This window comes from Nocardia sp. NPDC051756 (assembly GCF_040681495.1).
In the GTDB taxonomy this organism is placed as follows: domain Bacteria; phylum Actinomycetota; class Actinomycetes; order Mycobacteriales; family Mycobacteriaceae; genus Nocardia.
On record NZ_JBFAYV010000006.1, the window covers coordinates 446923 to 465386 of the forward strand.

An 18464-nucleotide genomic window follows, 5' to 3' on the forward strand; every position below is an offset into this window, starting at 1 on the left:
TGATTGTGCGACTGGGTAATTGCTGATGCTGGTTCCGTTGCGTGCTGCGCGACGGTCGACTTCTAGCGCTCGGCGCCGAACTCGGGCACCGGCGTTTCGCTCGCGCCGGACTCGGCTGCGGGCGCGTCGTCGGTTTCGATCTCACCCCGCCGGACAACGATCACGCCGCCGAGAATCAGTGCGCCGCCGAGCAATTGGATGGCCCGGGGTGCTTCGCCGAGCATGCCCCAGGCGAACAGCAGTGCGGCCAGGACTTCGAACAGCGCGACGAAGGACGCCAGCCGGGAGCCGAGCAGGCGGGTGGCGGCGATGCCGGACACGTAGGCGAGGGCGGCCGTGACCACGCCGAGGACGAGGACCGGTGGCCACCAGGACATGGTGAAGTGCTGGAAGACGACCGGGTTCGTGGTCGCATGCAACGGCACGATGCCGACCGCTCCCGCGGCGAGCAGGCCGAGTCCGCCGATGAGCAGCCCGCCCGCGGCCAGCACAGTGCCCGGCAGCGTGCCGTCGCCCTGCGCGGAGAGCACGAAGTAGCCGGCCGCGCCGATCATGGCGGCGAGCGCCCAGGCGAGGCCGATCCAGCTGGTGCTCATGCCGGAGCGCAGGTCGATGACCAGGAACAACCCGGTGATCCCGAGCGCCGCGCCGGCGACCGTCGCGGCGCCGGGACGTTGGCGATGCCGCAACCATAGCCAGGTGACGACGGCGATCGGTGCGGTGTATTCGATGAGTAGCGCCACGCCGACGGCCATGTGCGCGACCGCGTTGAAGTAGGCCAACTGCGTACCTGCCACGGCGACCAGTCCATACGCGGTGATCAGGGATGCGTTGCGGCGCAACAACTGCCAATCGCCGTGTAGCTGCTGCACCGCGATGGGGATGAGCACGGCCGCGGCTACCAGCACACGGACCGCGACGACCGATGCCGCACTCCAGCCGCCGTTCATCAAGCCGCGGGCCAGCGAACCGGAGAGCCCGAACGACGACGCCGACAACACCGCCAGGATCAGTCCGGATCGGAGCCGCTGAACGGCCGTGTCATGAGTCATCGTAGCCATGGGTAATGACGCTATGGGCGGGCATGTAATATGTCAACATGATTTTTGCTCATGACACCGAGGAGTCGCTGCTGGCTGCGGTGGAGCTGGTGAATTCGGCCGAGGAGCCGGATACGCTGACCGAAATCGACCAGCTGGACGCGTTTTTCGCCGAACACGTCTACACCGGCGTGCACACCGGCGACGCCGCCGAGCTCGCGGCGGTCCGTGCGCTGCGCGCGCCGCTGCGCAAGCTGCTCACCAGCGATCGCGACACGACGACGCGGCTGGTGAACGAGACCCTGGCGAAGCATCGCGCGGTGCCGCAACTGGTCCGGCACGGGAAGGTCGACTATCACATCCACGCGGTGCCGGCCGAGGCGCCGTTTCCGGTGCGGATCGCCGTCGAGACGGCGATGGCGCTGATCGACCTGATCCGCACCGACGAGCTGAGCCGACTATCCATCTGCGCGGACGACACGTGCGAGGGGATCGTGCTCGACCTGTCCCGCAATCGATCTCGCCGGTATTGCAGCACGGCGTGCGGAAACCGTAATGCGGTCGCGGCCTACCGTGCGCGGAAGAAATGATCGCGGCCCGGCGTAAACCGACCGTCAGGATAGGCTTTTCTGCGCGAAATGGATAGCGCCGATCTCACATTGCGCGATCCGCACGCTCGTTTTACTGTCGATTTGCACGCCAAGCTGGATGACCAGGGGGGACCCGGGCGATTGCCCGGTTCCGTAGTCGACCAAAGGCGGTAATTCATTGACCGACGACCGATCGATGTTTCGAACATGGTGGCGGGACCCGGTCGATTACCGTGCCCTGGTCGAGACGTTCGAATCGCACGGTGCGCTCGGTCGGTTCAAGTTCATGCTCGGCGCCGGTGGGCTGGTCATGCTGCTGATCGCGGTGCTCGCCTCGATCGCGCAGGGGGACGTCGCCGGGTGGGTCGGGCAGGTGCAGGGCGCGGTCGAGGCGACGGTCGCCGGGTTGTGGACGGTGCGCTGGTGGTTTCTGCCGTGGCCACGGGAAACCGAGTCGCTCGTCTGGATCGTGCTTTTCGATATCGACACCACTGCCAATGATTTGCTGGTGCACGATCGGGTCGTCGGAGTTCTGGGCGTCGTATTGCTGACCGCAATGGGGGCATACGTGACCGTGTTCCACGGTCCGCGCATTCTCGCGTTGCATGTCGGGTGGACGCTGCTCACCAGTGTGGTGCTGGCCTTCCTCATGTTCCGCGGCGAGCTGGCGGGCGGTGAGCCGAATCATCAATGGGAAGACCTGGCCCTCGGGCTCGCGGTCGTCCTGGTCATGCTGGTCGTGGTCGGCGTCATGCTCCCGTTCGTGCAGTTCTGCCACTGGCTGCTGCGCGCGGACGCGCTGTCCGACCCGCTGACCGGGCTGCTGAACCGCCGCGGCCTCGATGCCCGGCTGTCGGCGCACATCGTGCATTGCCGACGCGCATCGGCGTTCGTCGCGACGCTGGACATGGATCGGTTCAAGGCCGTCAACGACACGTTCGGCCATCCGTTCGGCGATGAGGTGCTGATCCGGACGGCGCAGCGCATCCGTGCCGCGGTCGATTCCGACGCGTTGATCGCCCGCACGGGTGGCGAGGAGTTCGTGATCGTCGGCTGCCTACGGGAGGACGCCGCCGCCGTCGGCGAACGCTTGCGCCTCGCGATCGAGTCCATGCCCGACCTGCCGCTCGCCATCACCGCGAGCGTGGGCATCGCGGTCCTCGACGACTCGCGGACCAGCAGCCCGTACAACACGGCCACCTACCGCCGCCTGCTCCGCGGCTCCGATTCGGCGATGTATCGCGCGAAACGCCGCGGCGGCAACGCCGTTGCCATCGCGGGACAGGACGAACCGCTGCCCCGTCCGCGCCGCAAACCCTCGGGTGTCCCCGAAATCCACGCCGCGACAGCGGCCGACGAGTTCGGATTGCACACCCGCTCAGTGCGGCCGCCCGTCTAGCCCGAGTAGTTGCTGACCAGTAACGGCAGGGCGCTTTTCGCCGACTTCATGAGTGTCGGGATCGGCGACGGAAAGGGCCCTGATGTTCTTCAATGGGATCGCGAACGCGGCATATCAGTTCATGATCGGAGCGCCGCAGGACGTCGTCATCGGCTGGCTGCTCTACGCGATCGGCAGGTAATAGGAGCCGGTCAAAATAGGTTGCGGCACAGTCGGCCGGACAAGGGGTTTCGTGCGACGGCAAACTCCTCGATCCGGCCGAATCGGCTGAGTGAGTCAGCGCCCCTTCTGGCTGCGGAGGCCGGCGATCTACCGTGGCTGCATGACCTCCAGCGAAACTCCATGGGAACCGCCGATCGCTGGGACCGAAGCCGAGCATCTCCTCGGCGCGCTCGAACGTTTGCGGGCGACGTTTCGGTGGAAGGCCGACGACCTCGACTCGGCCGGATTGCAAGTCCGCGTCGGAGCTTCCGCGCTGACCCTCGGCGGCCTGCTCAAGCACCTCGCGCGGACCGAGGACGACATGTTCACCCGCAAACTCAGCGGCGCACCGGTCAGCCCACCGTGGGACGCCGTCGATTGGCGCGCGCACCCCGACTGGGATTTCGAGTCTGCCGCGGACGATGCCCCGGAAGCGCTCTACGCGATCTGGGATGACACCGTCGCACGCTCGCGGGCGACGCTCGACGCCGCGCTGGCCGACGGCGGACTCGACCAGCTCGTTCATCTCGCCTGGCCCGACGGCCGCCGCCTCAGCCTGCGCAGGCTGGTCTGCGACCTGATCGAGGAATACGGACGGCACACCGGCCACGCGGACCTGCTCCGCGAGGCCGTAGACGGGCGGGTCGGGGAGGACCCGCCGCCCGGCTGGCGTCCGCGTAGCGCCGGCTAGCCGCACGTGAGCAGGGTCATGGTGCCGCCCTCGGGTCTGCGGCGTAAGTTCGTTAATTAGCGAAATACCGAAGGGTGGTGGGTGTGCTCGACGAGTGCAAGGCGTTGGCGAACGAGACCCGCCTGCGCGTTCTGGAGTGGCTCAAGGAGCCGGAGGTGCACTTCCCCGGCAGCGGCGACACGGCCGAGCTGGGCGTGTGCGCGGGCCTCATCCAGCAGAAGGCCGGAACGTCGGCCTCGACCATCTCGGCGCATCTGGCGATCCTGCAACGCGCCGGGTTCCTCTGCGCCACCCGCCGCGGCCAGTGGATCTATTACCGCCGCGACGACGCCCGCATCCGAGCCTTCACCGAACAACTGCACCGCGTTCTCTGACCTACGAAAGGCAACGTCCTATGTCGACTGCACTGTCCATCCTCGACCTGGCCACGATCGCGCCCGGCCAGTCCGCGCGCGACAGCTTCGACAACAGCGTCGCACTGGCCCAGGCCGCCGAACGCAGTGGCTACCAACGCGTTTGGTACGCCGAGCACCACAACATGGCCTCGATCGCGTCGAGCGCCACCAGCGTGCTCATCGGACACGTCGCGGCGCACACCGACACCATCCGGCTCGGCTCCGGCGGCATCATGCTGCCCAACCACTCGCCGCTGGTGATCGCCGAACAGTTCGGCACGCTGGAGACGCTGTTCCCCGGGCGGATCGACCTCGGCCTGGGCCGGGCGCCGGGCAGTGATCAGAAGACGATGCTCGCCCTGCGGCGCAACCCGTCGTCGGCGGACTCGTTCCCGCAGGACGTGCTGGAACTGCAAGGGTATCTGAGCGGGCACTCGCGGATCTCCGGCGTGCAGGCGGTGCCCCGCGCGGAAGGGATTGTGCCGCTGTACATCCTGGGTTCCTCGTTGTTCGGTGCGCAGCTCGCCGCGCAGCTCGGCCTGCCCTACGCGTTCGCATCGCACTTCGCGCCGGACGCGCTGCATCAGGCGGTCGCCGTCTATCGCGAAACGTTCCGGCCGTCGGAGCAATTGGCCGAGCCGTACGTGATGGCCGCGCTCAACGTGTTCGCCGCCGAAGACCGCGAGGATGCGCTGGAGCAGAAGAAGATCTCCTGGCGCAACCGGGCCCGGATGTTCATCAAGCGCGGCGCCGCCGACGTCGACTACAGCGACGCGGAGATCGACGCGTTCCTCGGCTCGCCGAACGGCCGCCAGCTCGCGTCGATGACCCAGTACACGGCCGCGGGCACGCCCGCCGAAGTCGTTGCCTACCTTGATGATTTCGCCGCCGACCTCGCCGCCGACGAACTCATTCTCGCCCATTCCGCCATCCAGATCGACGATCGCGTGCGGTCGGTCGAGCTGACCGGCGCCGCCATGGCGACGGCGACGCGCGAACCGGCCGTCGGCTAGCCGAGCGGGCGCGGCGGGCGCTTCTTGGTGACTTCCGTCGTGCCCTGATGGGCGAGGAGGATCAGCACCACCAGCAGCGTGACGATCTCTAGGGTGTTGAAGGCGAACTGATCGGCGACCGGAGCGGCCGCCTCGTCGACCACCGGCGGTGTTGCCGCGACGACGAATCGTCCTGGTGTGATGGCTGATTCGGGCGGTACGGAGGCGGCGACCGGGGCGGTCGCCGGCAGGAAGAAGGAGAGCGGGGGGCTCAGGATCGGGGACGGGATCAAGAGGGGGAACGACGGTGCGGGCGGGGTCGGGGTGGTGGAGAGGGCGAGCAGGCAGGTCAGCACGGCGCTGCCGGTGACCGCGCTGCCGACGGCAGCGCTGCCCAGCGCCGAGCCGCTGGAACCGAAACCCGGTGGGATGACCACGGATCCGGCCGAGCCGACGAACGCCCACCAGGGTGGGGCGAGCATGCCCGGCCCGATCAGGCCGGAGCCCGCGGCCGAGCCGAGGAACAGCAGTGCGCCCGCCGTCACGGCGCTGCCCGCGCAGGCGGTCATGACGCTGCCGCTGTCCAGGCCGAGGACGGCGGGGTTGGCGGTGGCTCCCGTTGTAGGAGTGGCACTTCCGGTGGTGTCGGCGTCCGCGTCGGCGGCCGGGCCGATGTCGAGGATCGCGTTCGTGGTGGGGAGCGTCGGCGGCTCCAGTGACAGTTGGCCTCCGTCGCCCGCGCTGCCGGTCGCGGCGTCCGGGGTGACGGCGCTGCCGGTGGCGATGTCGTCGTGGCCCGCGCTGCCGGTCGGAGCATCTTGCGGGGCTGCGCTTCCGGTTGAGGCACCGGACGCGGCCGTGTCTTCTGCGGTCGGAGCGTCGAGTTCGGCCGTTTCCCCAGGCGGGACGTTCGGTGTGGCGCTGCTTCCGTCGGGTGCGGCGTTGTCTCCGTAAGTGATAGCCGGCGAGGCCGGAGGTCCGAACGGAATAGCCGTTGTCTCCGTCGGCGAGACATCCTGCGGCGCCGCACTTTCCGTCGTCACATCGGAAGTAGGCGGCGGACTCGGTATCACCTCATCCGCGGTTGCCCGACCGCCGAACAGCACCGCCGCCGGCACGAACGCACTCACCACCACCAAACCGCGTGCGCCCCTGGTGATTCGCGGCGCAACGCCACCGGACTTCCGCCGAGTGCGTTTCATTCGTTGTGGGTGACCGGTCCGATGGAACCCTGCTCGTACTGCGATTGGGCGTAGGTGAAGGCATCCTTCGGAATGCCGAGCACCCCGGAGAACGGTCGCTCCAGATCGTGGATGGCCAGCAGGGACGAGCCGATCACGACGCCGAGCAGCGCGGTCATCGCGAGGCTGCGCCGAGTCACCTGCATGCCGGTGAGCACCGGGTTCAGCAACACCAGTACGGCACCGAAACACAGAGCGATGTAAAGGAATTGGGGAACGGTGCGGGCCGCGTCGATGGCGCGGTCGTGGCGCGCCTGGGTCACCCGGTCGATGCCGGACAGTGCGCGGGCACGGGCCTCGATCACGATCGGATCCGTCGACCGCACCGACACGACGGCGTCGCGCAGGGCGTCGAGCGTCTTACCGGTGGACTCGCTGAGCCGGCTCTCGCGCTCCATGACCGGCCACTCGGTGGTGAGCACCTCGTCGGTGTAGGCGAGCACCTTGTCGTGGATGCGCTGCTGGTCCGGTCCCGGCATGGCGTGGATCGCGAGATGGGTGTCGACCAGGCCCTTGGACTCGGTGATCGTGTGGTTGTAGGCGTTCTGGTTCTGGTTCCAGCAGGCCACGAAGACGAACGCGAGAACCGCGGTGAAGATGGTCTTGGCCAGGTCGAGCGCGAGATGACTGGACGACTCATCACTGTTCTGCCGCCATGATTTCGGGCGAACCCGGTCCCCGACAACCAAAACCCCCACCGCGATCACCGCGGCGCAGATCGCGACTAGCAATTCCTGAGCCATCTCGCTCCACTTTCCCGGGCAAAGTCGGTACAACTGATTTCCGAGTGCATGGCTGAGCGGCCGAGACGACCCCGGCATGGGCATATTAGACCAGTAACGATCGAAGGTTAGCCCTGGTGAGGTGCGGTAAGTTGGCGACGTTACCGAAATGTGATCAACGATGAATAAGTTGAGCGAATTTACAGCAAATGGCAGTTGGTCGTCGCTCTATTTCGAGGAATCGATGCGAGATCGGGCGCTGGAGCGGGGCATTCACCGGTTTTCAGGGTAAAGGGCGGCAGTCCGCGACCAGGGCGGTCGTATTGTCGGTTCCGCCGGCTCGCAGGGCGCTGTCCACCAGCGTGTCGGCGGCGTTCGCGGGCGACACGTCGCCGGCGAGTACCGCTTTGATCGCCGCGATGTCGAGGCGTTTGTGCACGCCGTCGGTGCTCAGCAGCAGCCTGCCGGTGCTGGAGCCGGTGGTGGCGGTGCCGATGTCGGCCGGGCGCACCGTGCGGGCGGAGGTGATGACTACGTGGTCCAGGCGGGGCGCGGCGCCGTAGCCGCGGGTGCGCCAGAATTCGCCGACGGTGTGGTCGGTGGTGATCTGGTGCAGCACGCGGCCGTTCCAGCGGTAGGCGCGGCAGTCGCCGACCCAGGCGATATCGCCTGGTCCGTCGGGCTGTCCCGGGGAGGGGAGCACGGCGACGACGAGCACGCTGTCCGCCTCGGTCTGCGGGAACTGGCGGAGCAATTCCGCCTGAGCGCCAAGGATTCCCGCGTGCGCTCCGTGCCGGGCGCCGATGCGGGCGGCGAACTCGGCGGCGGTGCGGGCCGCCCGGGCGGCGGCCAGGTGATCGCCGATCCCGTCGGCGACGACGAACGCGGTCCGTCCGGTGGCCGGATCGCTGACCGCGGCCGCGGCGTCGGCATTGAGCGAGCGAGAACCGCGTCTGCTCAACGACTCCCAGGTGGTGCCGGTCAGCCGCACTACTTCGGGGTCATGGCCATCGGTGACAGGTGCCGAGCACATGGCCTGACCTCCTTGGGCGGGTCCTTGCTGGTGCCGATCGGCACTAGTCCAGTAAACCGCTGAAACCCGTGGCGTCGGCAACAGTTTGCCGTGCAGTTCCTGTGAAGGCCATTACGGTTTGGTCTCTTGGCGTGATCCCGACAACGGTACGGCGAGTTGGGCTTTGATCCGTTCGTAGGTCGGCAACGTCTCGTAGCGGTGCACGGACTTGTCCCGGACGAAGAGATCGTTCGACAGGTGACGATAGGCGGCGAGGTCCTCGGTGATCAGCACCACCACGTAATCCCATTGGCCGACAACGGAATAGCACTGCTGCACGGCGGGTTCGGCGAGCATTCGGTCGCAGAACGCGAGGTAGTGGTCGGTGTCGTCCTCGGTCAGCTCGACGAGCACCACGGTGGTCAAGCCCATGCCCACCGCGCGCGGGTCGATCACGGCGACCTCCGCGGTGATCACGCCGCCGGCGCGCAGGCGGGTGAGCCGGCGCTGAACGGCGCTGGGGGAGAGGCCGACTCGATCGCCGAGCTCGTGCAGGGGCTGGGTCGCATCGACCTGCACTAGCTCGAGCAGCCGGTGGTCGATGTCGTCTAACGGTAGAACGGTCACGCAAGATTCTTGCGTTCGGGCGGGAAAATTGTCAATCGTGTCCGGTGCCGTTACTTCTAGGGTTCAGCTCATGAGTGATCTGGTGGATATCGAGGTACTACGGCAGCGGGTGGGGATCAAATGGGCACGAGCGGGGGCGGACGTGCTGCCGGGCTGGATCGCGGACATGGATTTTCCGGTGCCGGAGCCGGTACAGGCGGTGTTGCGGCGGGCGGCCGAGGGTGATCTCGGCTATCCGGCGTGGGACGACCGGCCCGATCGCAACCCGTTGCAGGAGGCGTTCGCCGACCGCATGCGTGCGCAGTACGACCTCACGCTCGACCCGGATGACGTGTACGTCTTCACCGAACTGATCCAGGTCTTGCAGGTCGTGTTGCAGCTGACGACCCGGCCCGGTGACGCGGTCGCCGTGCACACGCCCGCGTACCCGCCGTTCCTGAAAGCGCTGGAGGTGATGGGGCGGCGGCTGGTGCCCATTCCGATGATCGAGGGTGCGGACGGGTGGACCTTCGATGCCGAGCGGATGGCCAAGGATATCGACGAGAGCGATTGTCGCGCCCTGGTTCTGGTGAACCCGAACAATCCGACCGGGCACATGTTCGATCGTGCGGAGCTGTCGGCCATCGCCGAGATCGCGTGTCGGCATGATCTTTTCGTGATCTCCGACGAGATTCATTCCGAACTCACGCATGAGCGTCGCCGGCACATTCCGATCGCCTCGCTGGGCGCGGAAATCGCCGGGCGGACGGTCACGATGAACTCGGCGAGCAAGGCGTTCAACCTGGCGGGGTTGCGTTGTTGTGTCGCTCATGTCGGGGACAGTCGAGTTCGGGCGGCGTTGGCGGCGCAGCCGCCGCTGCTGTATGGGCAGGTGAGCGCGCTGAGTGTGCTCGCGACGTGCACCGCGTGGCGGGAGGGCGGCGAGTGGCTGGCGCAGACCCGGCAGGTGTTGACCGAGAACCGTGATCTGGTGGCCGAGTCGTTGCCGCCGGGGATCCGGTTCCACCGGCCCGAGGCGAGCTACCTGGCCTGGCTCGATTGTCGCGCACTCGAACTCGGCCGGGATCCGGCGGCGTTCTTCCTCGAGCAGGCCAAAGTCCGGCTGTTGCCGGGGCCGGACTTCGGGCCAGGCGGTGCGGGTTTCGCACGGTTGAACTTCGCGACCTACCGCCCGGTGCTCGAGGACATGCTCGGGCGGCTGCACACCGCGGTGGAGAAGCACGTCAACCGTTGAGCGAGTAGGTCATTCGGGTGCACCGAACCATTGCGTCAGTGCCGTCGAGATCGCCGAGGGGTCGTCACTCGACGCGCAGACGTAACCGTCCGGGCGGACGAGTACCGCCGCCGCGGGCAGCGCATCGGGATCGACGGTGACGCAGCGGATCCGGGTCTTCCAGTCCTCGGCGAGCGGAGCGAATCGACGGTCCGGGCTGCTGTCCAGCAGCAGCCCGAGCCCGTCGCGCGCGTGTTCGGCGAGGCGGGTGCCGTCGCCGAGGTCGAGGTCCGGCATCCGGTGGCCGAGTCCCGGGCCGAGGTTGTATCGGATGGCGAGACCGGAAATGTCCTCGGCCACCTGGAGATTCGCGTCGGGAAGTTCCAGTAGCCGGCCGATCATGTCCCGCACTATCCGGGCATCGGGATGTGGCGCGGTCAGGACGCTCTGTGCCTGGGTGTTCGCCAGTACCGCGGCCGCCACCGGGTGCCGTTCGGCGTGGTAGCTGTCGAGCAGCTGGGCCGGCGCCCAGCCGTTGATGTCGGCAGCGAGCTTCCAGCCGAGGTTGAACGCGTCCTGCAAGCCGAGGCTCATGCCCTGCCCGCCGAGCGGTGCGTGGATGTGCGCGGCGTCGCCGGCGAGAAACACTCGGCCCGTTCGGTATTCGTTCACCTGGCGGGAGGCGTCGGTGAACCGGGAAGCCGATCGCACCTCGTCGAGTTCGATGTCTGGTCCGTAGGAGCGGGTCAGCACGCTCTGGATCTCTGCTTCGGTGATCGGGGTGTCTCTGCTGATCCCGGCCTGATCGACACCGCTGAACGCGAACCGGTACACCCCGTCGCGCAGCGGCAGCAGGAAGGCGAAATCGGTACGCTCGGTGTCGAATTCAGGCATCGTCCAGGACTCGGCGACCCCGGCCGGCTTGCTGCGCAGCGTGATGTCGCAGACCGTCGCGGGTGCGTTGCCGTCCCGTCCGGGGAACGCGACGCCGCTCAGCTTGCGCACCGTGCTGCGTCCACCGTCGGCGCCGACCAGGTACCGGGCCGTCAGCTGCTGCTCACCGTCCGGAGTGGCGACCGTCGCGACGACCTGCTCATCGCCGGGCGCGAGCCCGGAGTCGATGCGAACCAGCTCGTGCCCGCGCCGCGGTGTGATGCCGAACCCGGCCAGATTGGCCTCCAGCGCAAGCTCCACGTCGGCCTGCACGATGCCGACCTGATAGGCGAACCTGCTGTCCAACGCCCCGTAGTTCAACGGCAGGCCGGAGAAGTGCCCCCACTCGACGTTGGCGAAGGCGTACTCGTCCATCAGGCTGAGCCAGCCGCGCCAATCCAAGATCTCCGCAGACCGCGGCTGCAGATTGAGCGCCTTGGACTGCCGGCTACGAGTCGGATCACGCTCCACGACAACGACCCGCACCCCCGCCAACCCTAACTCGTTCGCCAGTAACAGACCAGTTGGTCCGCCGCCAACAATCATCACATCGGTATCAGGCACCCCCCAACCCTGCCAACCACATGCCCCCCGCGCCACCAGTTTTCGCCCCGCTGAGGCCACCCGCAAGAAGCCGCACACATCGCAGCGGATCGAATGGTCACCTCGACCCGGCGTTGCGATCACCGTGATGCAGACCCCTGCGGGCCGGGTGATCGGCACCGTACGCTGTGCCGCCCGGTGGCGACTCGAGGTCTCGGCGGGAGGGACTGGGCGGCGGGGGTGCGGGTAGGTGGTAGGAAAGGGTACGTGTCCACAACTGTCGAAGGATCAGTCCCCAATAGCAGCTCGCGCGCGGTCGACGAGGTGGTGGACCTGGTCAGTGCGCTGATCCGGTTCGATACCTCCAACACCGGTGAGCTGGCGACCACCAAGGGGGAGCGCGAGTGCGCGGAATGGGTGGCTGAGCAACTCCAGCAGGCCGGGTATACGACCGAGTACGTGGAGTCGGGGGCGCCGGGGCGCGGCAATGTGTTCGCCCGGCTGAAGGGCGCCGATTCGAGCAAAGGCGCGCTGATGATGCACGGGCACCTGGATGTGGTGCCGGCGGAGGCGGCGGACTGGAGCGTGCATCCGTTCTCGGGCGCGGTGCAGGACGGTTACGTGTGGGGGCGCGGCGCGATCGACATGAAGGACATGGTCGGGATGATGCTGGCCATCGCCCGCCAGTTCAAGCTGGAGGGGACGGTGCCGCCGCGCGACATCGTGTTCGCGTTCCTGGCCGACGAGGAGAACGGCGGCAAGTGGGGGTCACAGTGGCTGGTGGACAACCGGCCCGACCTGTTCGAGGGGATCACCGAGGCGGTCGGTGAGGTCGGCGGCTTCTCGCTGACCGTGCCGCGGCCGGACGGCACCGAGCGCAGGCTGTATCTGGTGGAGACGGCCGAGAAGGGCCTCGGCTGGATGCGGTTGCGCGCCAAGGCCCGTGCCGGTCACGGCTCGTTCCTGCACGAGGACAACGCGGTCACCATTCTGGCCGCAGCGGTGGCCCGGCTCGGCAAACACACGTTCCCCGTGGTGATGTCGGATTCGGTGACCGAGTTCCTGGCCGCCGTCGCGGAGGAGACCGGGCTGGAGTTCGATCCGTCCAGTCCGGACATCGAAGGCCAGCTGGCGAAGCTGGGCACCATCTCGCGCATTATCGGTGCCACCCTGCGGGATACCGCGAATCCGACCATGTTGCAGGCCGGGTACAAGGCGAACGTGATTCCGCAGACGGCGGAGGCCGTGGTCGACTGCCGCGTGGTTCCCGGTCGGCAGGCGGCGTTCGAGCGCGAGGTGGACGAGCTGATCGGCCCGGACGTCGAGCGCGAGTGGATCACCAAACTCGACTCGTACGAAACAACTTTCGACGGTCACCTGGTCGACGCGATGAACGACGCGATCCTCGCCCACGACCCACAGGGCCGCACCGTGCCCTACATGCTGTCCGGCGGCACCGACGCGAAGGCGTTCGCCCGCTTGGGCATTCGCTGCTTCGGCTTCGCACCGCTGCAACTGCCACCGGATCTCGACTTCACCGCGCTGTTCCACGGTGTGGACGAACGAGTTCCGGTGGAAGCGCTCGAATTCGGCACCCGGGTGCTGGAACACTTCCTGCTGAACAGCTGACGAAAGGACAATCAGTGCCCGATTACTCCTACAATCCCTACGACGCGCTGCCGCAGTTGCCGTCGTTCACGCTGACTTCCGACGACGTCACCGACGGTCAGCCGCTCGGCAACGATCAGGTCAGCGGCATCTTCGGCGCCGGCGGAAAGGACATTTCGCCGCAGCTGTCTTGGTCCGGATTCCCCGCGGAGACAAAGAGTTTCGCGGTGACCGTGTACGACCCGGACGCGCCGACCGCGGCCGGGTTCTGGCACTGGGCGGTGGCCGACATTCCGGTCGGCACCACCTCGCTGCCCAGCGGCGCGGGCAGCGGCGAGGAAGGCGGCGCGCTGCCGACCGGGGCGATCAGCCTGCGCAACGACGGCGGGTTCGCCGGATTCGTCGGCGCCGGACCGCCGCCCGGACACGGCTACCACCGCTACTTCATCGTGGTGCACGCGGTGGACGTGGAGAGCCTCGGCATCGATGACTCGGCCACGCCCGCCTACCTCGGGTTCAATCTGTTCTCGCACGCCATCGCGCGCGCGACGATCGTGGGCACCTTCGAACAGAAGTAGGTTCGGACAGAACTGTGGCCCTGAGCGAAATGCTCAGGGCCACAGTCATTGTCACTTCACATTGATGACCCGGTCCGAGGCGTCCTTGGCATAGAGAGCCTCGACCTCGGCCGCGTACTTCCGCGCGATCGGCGTGCGCTTGAGCGACATTTTCGGGGTCAGCTCGTCGCCGCCTGGCTCCCAGACCGCGCCGACGATGGTGAAGCGCTTGATCTGCTCCACCCGCGACAGCTTGACGTTCCCCGCCTGCACCGCGGCCAGCACCTCGTCGACGATCTCCTGCCGGGTGGCCAGCGTCGCCACATCGGCGCCGGTCGCGTCGAACTCCTTGGCGCGCAACGCCGCAACGTCGGGATCGAGCACGATCAGCGCCGAGATGTAGGGCTTCGCGTCGCCGAACGCGACCACCTGACCGACCAGCGAGGACACCGCCTTCACCGCGTTCTCCACGTTGCTCGGCGCGATGTTCTTGCCGGCCTCGTTGATGATCAGTTCCTTCTTGCGGTCGACGATGCGCAGGTCGCCGTCGGCGTCGAGGGTGCCGATGTCGCCGGTGTGCAGCCAGCCGTCGGCGTCGATCGCCGCCGCGGTCTGCTCCGGCATGTTGCGGTAGCCGCGGGTCACGATCGGCCCGCGGACCAGGACCTCACCGTCGGTGTCGAGCCGCAGCTCCATGCCGTCGACCGGGCGGCCGACCGAGCCGGGGCGCGGCTTGGTCTTCTCGGTGAAGGTACCGACGCCGGTGGTCTCCGACATGCCCCACACCTCGCTCATCGGGAAACCGAGGCCGAGGAAGTATTCGAGGGTCTCCGCCGGGATCGGCGCGGCGCCGGAGGCCGGCACGGACAGCTCGTCCAGGCCCATCGCGTGCCGCAGCTTCGACAGCACCAGCGCGTCGGCCAGCTTGTGCTGCACGGACAGGATCGGGCCGCGGCCCTTGCCCGCGAGATCGGCTCGGGCCGCGGCCATTCCGGTCTCGATGGCCCAGTTGGCGAGCGACTTCTTCACCCCGCTCGGCTCGGCGGCCAGCTTGCCCTCGATGCCGACCTTGATCTTCTGCCACACCCGCGGCACGCCGAAGAACGTGGTCGGGCGGGCGTCGGGCAGCGCGGCGGCGACCTCGCGCGGGTCCGGCACGGTGGTCACCTGGACGCCGGTGACCAGGTTCATGGCATGGCAGGAGATGCGGTCGGCGACGTGCGCGGCGGGCAGATAGGACACCGCGCGATCGTCCAGGCCGACCGGCAGCGGGCCGTTGACCAGCGCGATCACCTGGGCGAGCACGTTGCGGTGGGTGACCTCGACGCCCTTGGACGGGCCGGTGGTGCCCGAGGTGTAGATCAGCGTGGCCAGGTCGTCCGGCTTGACCGCGCGCCAGGCCGCCTCGAAATCGAAGTGCGGGGCCGGGTTCGCCTCGACGTCGGCGAGGGTGATGGCGCCGGTGGCCGGTCCGTCGACCAGGATGATGTGCGCGAGCTCGACGCCCGCGCCGGTCACCTTGTCCAGGAAAACCTGCTCTGTCACAACGACTTTGTTCGCCGCGTTGGTGAACAGGTGGGTGATCTGCTCGGGCGAGCTGGTGTTGTAGATCGAGAACGGGGTGGCGCCCAGGTGCAGCGCCGCGGTGTCGACCAGGTTGAATTCGGGCCGGTTGGTCAGCATGATGCCGACGGTGTCGCCGGGGCCGACGCCGAGCGCGGACAGGCCCGCCGCGATCGCGCGCACCCGCTCACCGAACTGCCGCCAGGTGATCTCCTGCGTCCCGCCGACCGTGCGCAACGCCACCTGATCGGGCCGCAACGTCAGGGTCTCCTGGAACGCCTCCGGAACGGTGTAGACCGTTTTGTCCGATTCGTGCGCATAGCCGATGTCTGCTGTCGTCATATCCCTGTTCCTGATTTCCATGCCGTGAACCGCGCCTCACGGCGTCCGCACGCGGGCGGTTCGAGAACCCGAAGGGTCTCAGTGCGCCAGGAGTGGCGCGGCTCACTCATGGTAGCCAGGGAATAGGGGTAGTGGTGCGGCTTACTTAGGAAGTAACCCGCACGCGACATTTGCCGCCCGGTGTTACTTCGACCGGGCGAATCGGGCGCGCTGCCGGGCCGCGACCGCAAATGCCACCAGCGCGCCGAGCGCGGTTCCCGCGGCACTGCCCAGCTGACCGAAATGAACCATGAGCCCGCACAGGATCGCGATCGGCACGATCAGTTCGACGCCGAGGTGCGAGGTCCAGCGGCCACGCATCGACCGGGCCGAGAATCCGACGACCGGAATGTAGACGATCGGAATGCGGTGACCTCGGCGGGTCCGTTTGGCTTCCAGGTACTTGCGCGCTCGCCGGCCGTGCACGGGCGTGAGCAGCGGCACCGGCGTGACCGCGATGCCCGCGGCGTGCACTGCGTCGATCTTGGCCGGGTTGTTGGTGAGTAGCCGCACCGAACGCAGACCGAGCGCGGACAACCGCTGGGCGGCCAGATCGTAGGTCCGGCAGTCGGCAGGGTAGCCGAGCGCCTCGTAGCTGGCGAAGGTATCGGTCCCGTATCGCTCGCTGTGCCGGTAGCCGCGGGCCTTGGCGACCAGCCCGGCCCCGCGCCCCTCTTGCTCGAGGTAGATCAGTACGCCCGCGCCTTCGGCCTGGAACATGTCGAGGGTGGCGTCGAGTTCCGGTCCGCAGTCGCAATCGTCGGAGCGCAGCGCGTCGCCGTAGAGACAACGCGAATGCAGGCGCACCAGACAATCATCGGCAACCTCACCGAAGGCCAGCAGATGCCCCTGCTCGCCCCGGTCGCCGAGTTCCAGCACGCGCAGTCGCAGATCATGCTCCTTGCGGGTGAACCGATGATCGGTTTCGGCAAGGTCGGACCCAGCTGTGGTCAACGCTTCTCCTTCGAAGCAAGGTGGAAGATCCGGTCGATCTCACTGACGAGCGGCATTGCGTCTGGGACATCTCCGAACGATTGCGTCGCGGCCGTCGCGGCCGTTGCCCAGACATAGTCCTCGCCCTCGGCCGGTCGGCGCGTCGAGACGAGACGATATACCAGTGCCGCGGCGAAGGCTGCCTGAGCGCCGGGAGAGTCTTCGAGAGCCGCTGGGAACGGCGGAATCTCGGCGTTGACCCTATCCGACCACACCGTGCACCGGAAGTCCTCGACCGCGCATACCGATCGGACGCCGAGGGTACGCAACCGCTGCGCGGTGTCGGCGACCGAGGTCGAATTGGCCTCCGGCACCATGGCGGCGAGGTCCGCACTCGTGCCCGCGAGATAGTCGACCACATCGAGATGCCGATACAGATACTGCGGCAGATCGACCGCGGGTGAGGGGTGGACGACGAGCACCGGCCGCCGCGCCATTCGCCGCACCGTGGCCAGCACCTGTTCGATCACCGGACGAGGGTGCTCGAAGGTCAGCAACACCGCATCGGACTGCTCGATCGCGGCACGAATAACCGGACTGCGCAAATCTTGAGCACTCAACCGAATGCGGTAGTCGCGGCAGCCGATATGACTCGCGGCGCCGGTGCTGGTCATCAACACCGCGGTGACCGGAGTGGGCGCACCGGCGACCACCTTCACCAGCTCGGTGCCGACGTCCTCGCTGCGCAGATAGTCCAGGATCTGCCCGCCGGCCTTGTCGTCACCGATCGCCGTGATCAATTGGACCCGCAGCCCGAGCCGCGCGGCGGCCACGGCCCGGTTGAGTCCCTTGCCGCCCGGGTGTTCGGCGAAATTGCCGGCCGTGGAGGTGCCGACCTCCGGGATGCGGTCGACGCGATAGATGTGATCGATCACCGCGTCGCCGAACACCGTGACGACGCCCGGAACCGGTGGCGGCGCAGTCACTTCCGGCGTCGGCAGGGAGTATCCGGGATGGGCAGGCCCGGCGTCGTAGATCGATTCGTTGGCGATGAGCGCGGCCAGCTCGGTGAACGCGCGCCATTCCTGGTTACCGCGCAACGACCGTACGGACGGTGCGGACGGCACGTGGTCGGCTTGCAGTGCGGCGTGCAGCAGCTGCCATTGATCGGCCAGGTACTCCCGCCGCTCGCCCAGGTCGGGGGCGTAGAGACGATCGAGATCGATTCCGGCGTCCGGTATTTCGCGCAGCAGCCCCAGCGCGAGGACCGCGTCCACGATCAGCAGCGACGAGGGGTTCAACTGGCGGGCCAGCTCGCGAACCACCGGCAGCACCGCTTCTTCGGGTTCCATCCCGGCCCGCTGCGCGTGTCTGCGCACGGCGGGCAGATCGAGTAGGGGAGCGACGTCGATCTCGGTGGTGCGCAAGCGATCCGAGCTCAACCCGGAGCGCTTGCCCAGCCTGGTGAGGATGTTTCGGGCGGCAACCGTGCCCGGGTCCTGCGTCACCATCTCCATCCTCCTGCGGTCGTGGCTGATCGTTATGCGGCGCTCACGATAGGCGGTTTAGCCGAAGCATGAACTGGCAATTACCAAACTACAACGGCAATTGACCATTGAGAACGGCAAATGCCACACTGGTTATGACGATTCGATCGTCACCGCCAGACGACTCGGGAGGGCCTGGTGATGAAGGTGATTTTCCTGATCCGGCAGATCCGCCGGCGCAAGCAGCGCCGCGCAGGCACCGACACCGAGCTGGAGCCGAACCTGCACGCGGCCTAGGCGAATCGAGTGCATTCGCCGCACTTGCCGAACAGTCAA

The 18464-nt window shown here is 67.5% G+C and carries 17 protein-coding genes; 8 read left to right on the top strand and 9 right to left on the bottom strand.

The window, feature by feature from the left end:
- Window positions 1-62: 62 nt before the first annotated feature.
- Window positions 63-1061: a DMT family transporter gene (locus AB0M22_RS28175; RefSeq protein ID WP_364732989.1), complete on the bottom strand. Its 999-nt coding sequence runs from the start codon at window positions 1059-1061 to the stop codon at window positions 63-65.
- Window positions 1062-1099: 38 nt separating this feature from the next.
- Between AB0M22_RS28175 and AB0M22_RS28180 the strand changes: the two genes are divergently transcribed.
- The 5 genes from AB0M22_RS28180 (at window position 1100) to AB0M22_RS28200 (ending at window position 5329) form a co-directional block, all read left to right on the top strand.
- Complete coding sequence (locus tag AB0M22_RS28180; protein WP_364732991.1) at window positions 1100-1630, top strand: CGNR zinc finger domain-containing protein; 531 nt, start codon at window positions 1100-1102, stop codon at window positions 1628-1630.
- Between the two features lie 196 nt (window positions 1631-1826).
- Window positions 1827-3029, top strand: coding sequence for a GGDEF domain-containing protein (locus tag AB0M22_RS28185; protein ID WP_364732994.1), 1203 nt, complete (start codon window positions 1827-1829; stop codon window positions 3027-3029).
- A 322-nt stretch (window positions 3030-3351) separates the two neighbouring features.
- Window positions 3352-3921, top strand: a complete 570-nt coding sequence (locus AB0M22_RS28190; protein WP_364732996.1) for a DUF664 domain-containing protein — start codon at window positions 3352-3354, stop codon at window positions 3919-3921.
- A gap of 77 nt (window positions 3922-3998) precedes the next feature.
- On the top strand, window positions 3999-4295 hold the full coding sequence (locus AB0M22_RS28195) for a metalloregulator ArsR/SmtB family transcription factor (RefSeq protein WP_364732999.1): 297 nt from the start codon (window positions 3999-4001) through the stop codon (window positions 4293-4295).
- 20 nt (window positions 4296-4315) lie between these two features.
- Window positions 4316-5329 carry an LLM class flavin-dependent oxidoreductase gene (locus tag AB0M22_RS28200; RefSeq protein ID WP_364733001.1) on the top strand — a complete coding sequence of 338 codons (1014 nt, stop codon included), beginning with the start codon at window positions 4316-4318 and terminating at the stop codon, window positions 5327-5329.
- Here the strand turns inward: AB0M22_RS28200 and AB0M22_RS28205 are convergent.
- The 4 genes from AB0M22_RS28205 to AB0M22_RS28220 form a co-directional block, all read right to left on the bottom strand.
- Window positions 5326-6510, bottom strand: coding sequence for a hypothetical protein (locus AB0M22_RS28205; RefSeq protein WP_364733003.1), 1185 nt, complete (start codon window positions 6508-6510; stop codon window positions 5326-5328). The genes AB0M22_RS28200 and AB0M22_RS28205 overlap by 4 nt on opposite strands.
- Window positions 6507-7292: a hypothetical protein gene (locus AB0M22_RS28210; protein ID WP_364733006.1), complete on the bottom strand. Its 786-nt coding sequence runs from the start codon at window positions 7290-7292 to the stop codon at window positions 6507-6509. Before AB0M22_RS28210 ends, AB0M22_RS28205 begins: the two co-directional genes overlap by 4 nt.
- A 262-nt stretch (window positions 7293-7554) precedes the next feature.
- Complete coding sequence (locus AB0M22_RS28215) at window positions 7555-8304, bottom strand: serine/threonine protein phosphatase (RefSeq protein ID WP_364733008.1); 750 nt, start codon at window positions 8302-8304, stop codon at window positions 7555-7557.
- A 111-nt stretch (window positions 8305-8415) separates the two neighbouring features.
- Window positions 8416-8910: an Lrp/AsnC family transcriptional regulator gene (locus tag AB0M22_RS28220; protein WP_364733010.1), complete on the bottom strand. Its 495-nt coding sequence runs from the start codon at window positions 8908-8910 to the stop codon at window positions 8416-8418.
- 70 nt (window positions 8911-8980) lie between these two features.
- Here AB0M22_RS28220 and AB0M22_RS28225 point away from each other — a divergent pair, with 70 nt between their 5' ends.
- Window positions 8981-10144, top strand: coding sequence for an aminotransferase class I/II-fold pyridoxal phosphate-dependent enzyme (locus AB0M22_RS28225; protein ID WP_364733013.1), 1164 nt, complete (start codon window positions 8981-8983; stop codon window positions 10142-10144).
- Between the two features lie 9 nt (window positions 10145-10153).
- Here the strand turns inward: AB0M22_RS28225 and AB0M22_RS28230 are convergent, their stop codons facing one another.
- Window positions 10154-11602 carry an FAD-dependent monooxygenase gene (locus AB0M22_RS28230; RefSeq protein ID WP_364734018.1) on the bottom strand — a complete coding sequence of 483 codons (1449 nt, stop codon included), beginning with the start codon at window positions 11600-11602 and terminating at the stop codon, window positions 10154-10156.
- Between the two features lie 264 nt (window positions 11603-11866).
- Between AB0M22_RS28230 and AB0M22_RS28235 the strand changes: the two genes are divergently transcribed.
- Both AB0M22_RS28235 and AB0M22_RS28240 read left to right on the top strand, forming a co-directional pair.
- The gene (locus AB0M22_RS28235) at window positions 11867-13228 is read left to right on the top strand and encodes a M20/M25/M40 family metallo-hydrolase (RefSeq protein WP_364733016.1); all 1362 of its coding nucleotides are present in this window, start codon (window positions 11867-11869) and stop codon (window positions 13226-13228) included.
- A 14-nt stretch (window positions 13229-13242) separates the two neighbouring features.
- On the top strand, window positions 13243-13785 hold the full coding sequence (locus AB0M22_RS28240) for a YbhB/YbcL family Raf kinase inhibitor-like protein (RefSeq protein WP_364733019.1): 543 nt from the start codon (window positions 13243-13245) through the stop codon (window positions 13783-13785).
- A gap of 51 nt (window positions 13786-13836) precedes the next feature.
- Here AB0M22_RS28240 and AB0M22_RS28245 read toward each other — a convergent pair whose 3' ends face one another.
- The 3 genes from AB0M22_RS28245 to AB0M22_RS28255 form a co-directional block, all read right to left on the bottom strand.
- Entirely contained in the window at window positions 13837-15669 is a 1833-nt protein-coding gene (locus tag AB0M22_RS28245; RefSeq protein ID WP_364733021.1) for a long-chain fatty acid--CoA ligase, read from the bottom strand.
- Between the two features lie 183 nt (window positions 15670-15852).
- Entirely contained in the window at window positions 15853-16662 is an 810-nt protein-coding gene (locus tag AB0M22_RS28250; RefSeq protein WP_364733024.1) for a GTP cyclohydrolase II, read from the bottom strand.
- Window positions 16659-18152 carry a PfkB family carbohydrate kinase gene (locus tag AB0M22_RS28255; RefSeq protein WP_364733027.1) on the bottom strand — a complete coding sequence of 498 codons (1494 nt, stop codon included), beginning with the start codon at window positions 18150-18152 and terminating at the stop codon, window positions 16659-16661. The genes AB0M22_RS28250 and AB0M22_RS28255 overlap by 4 nt, the downstream gene beginning before the upstream one ends.
- Between the last annotated feature and the right edge of the window lie 312 nt (window positions 18153-18464).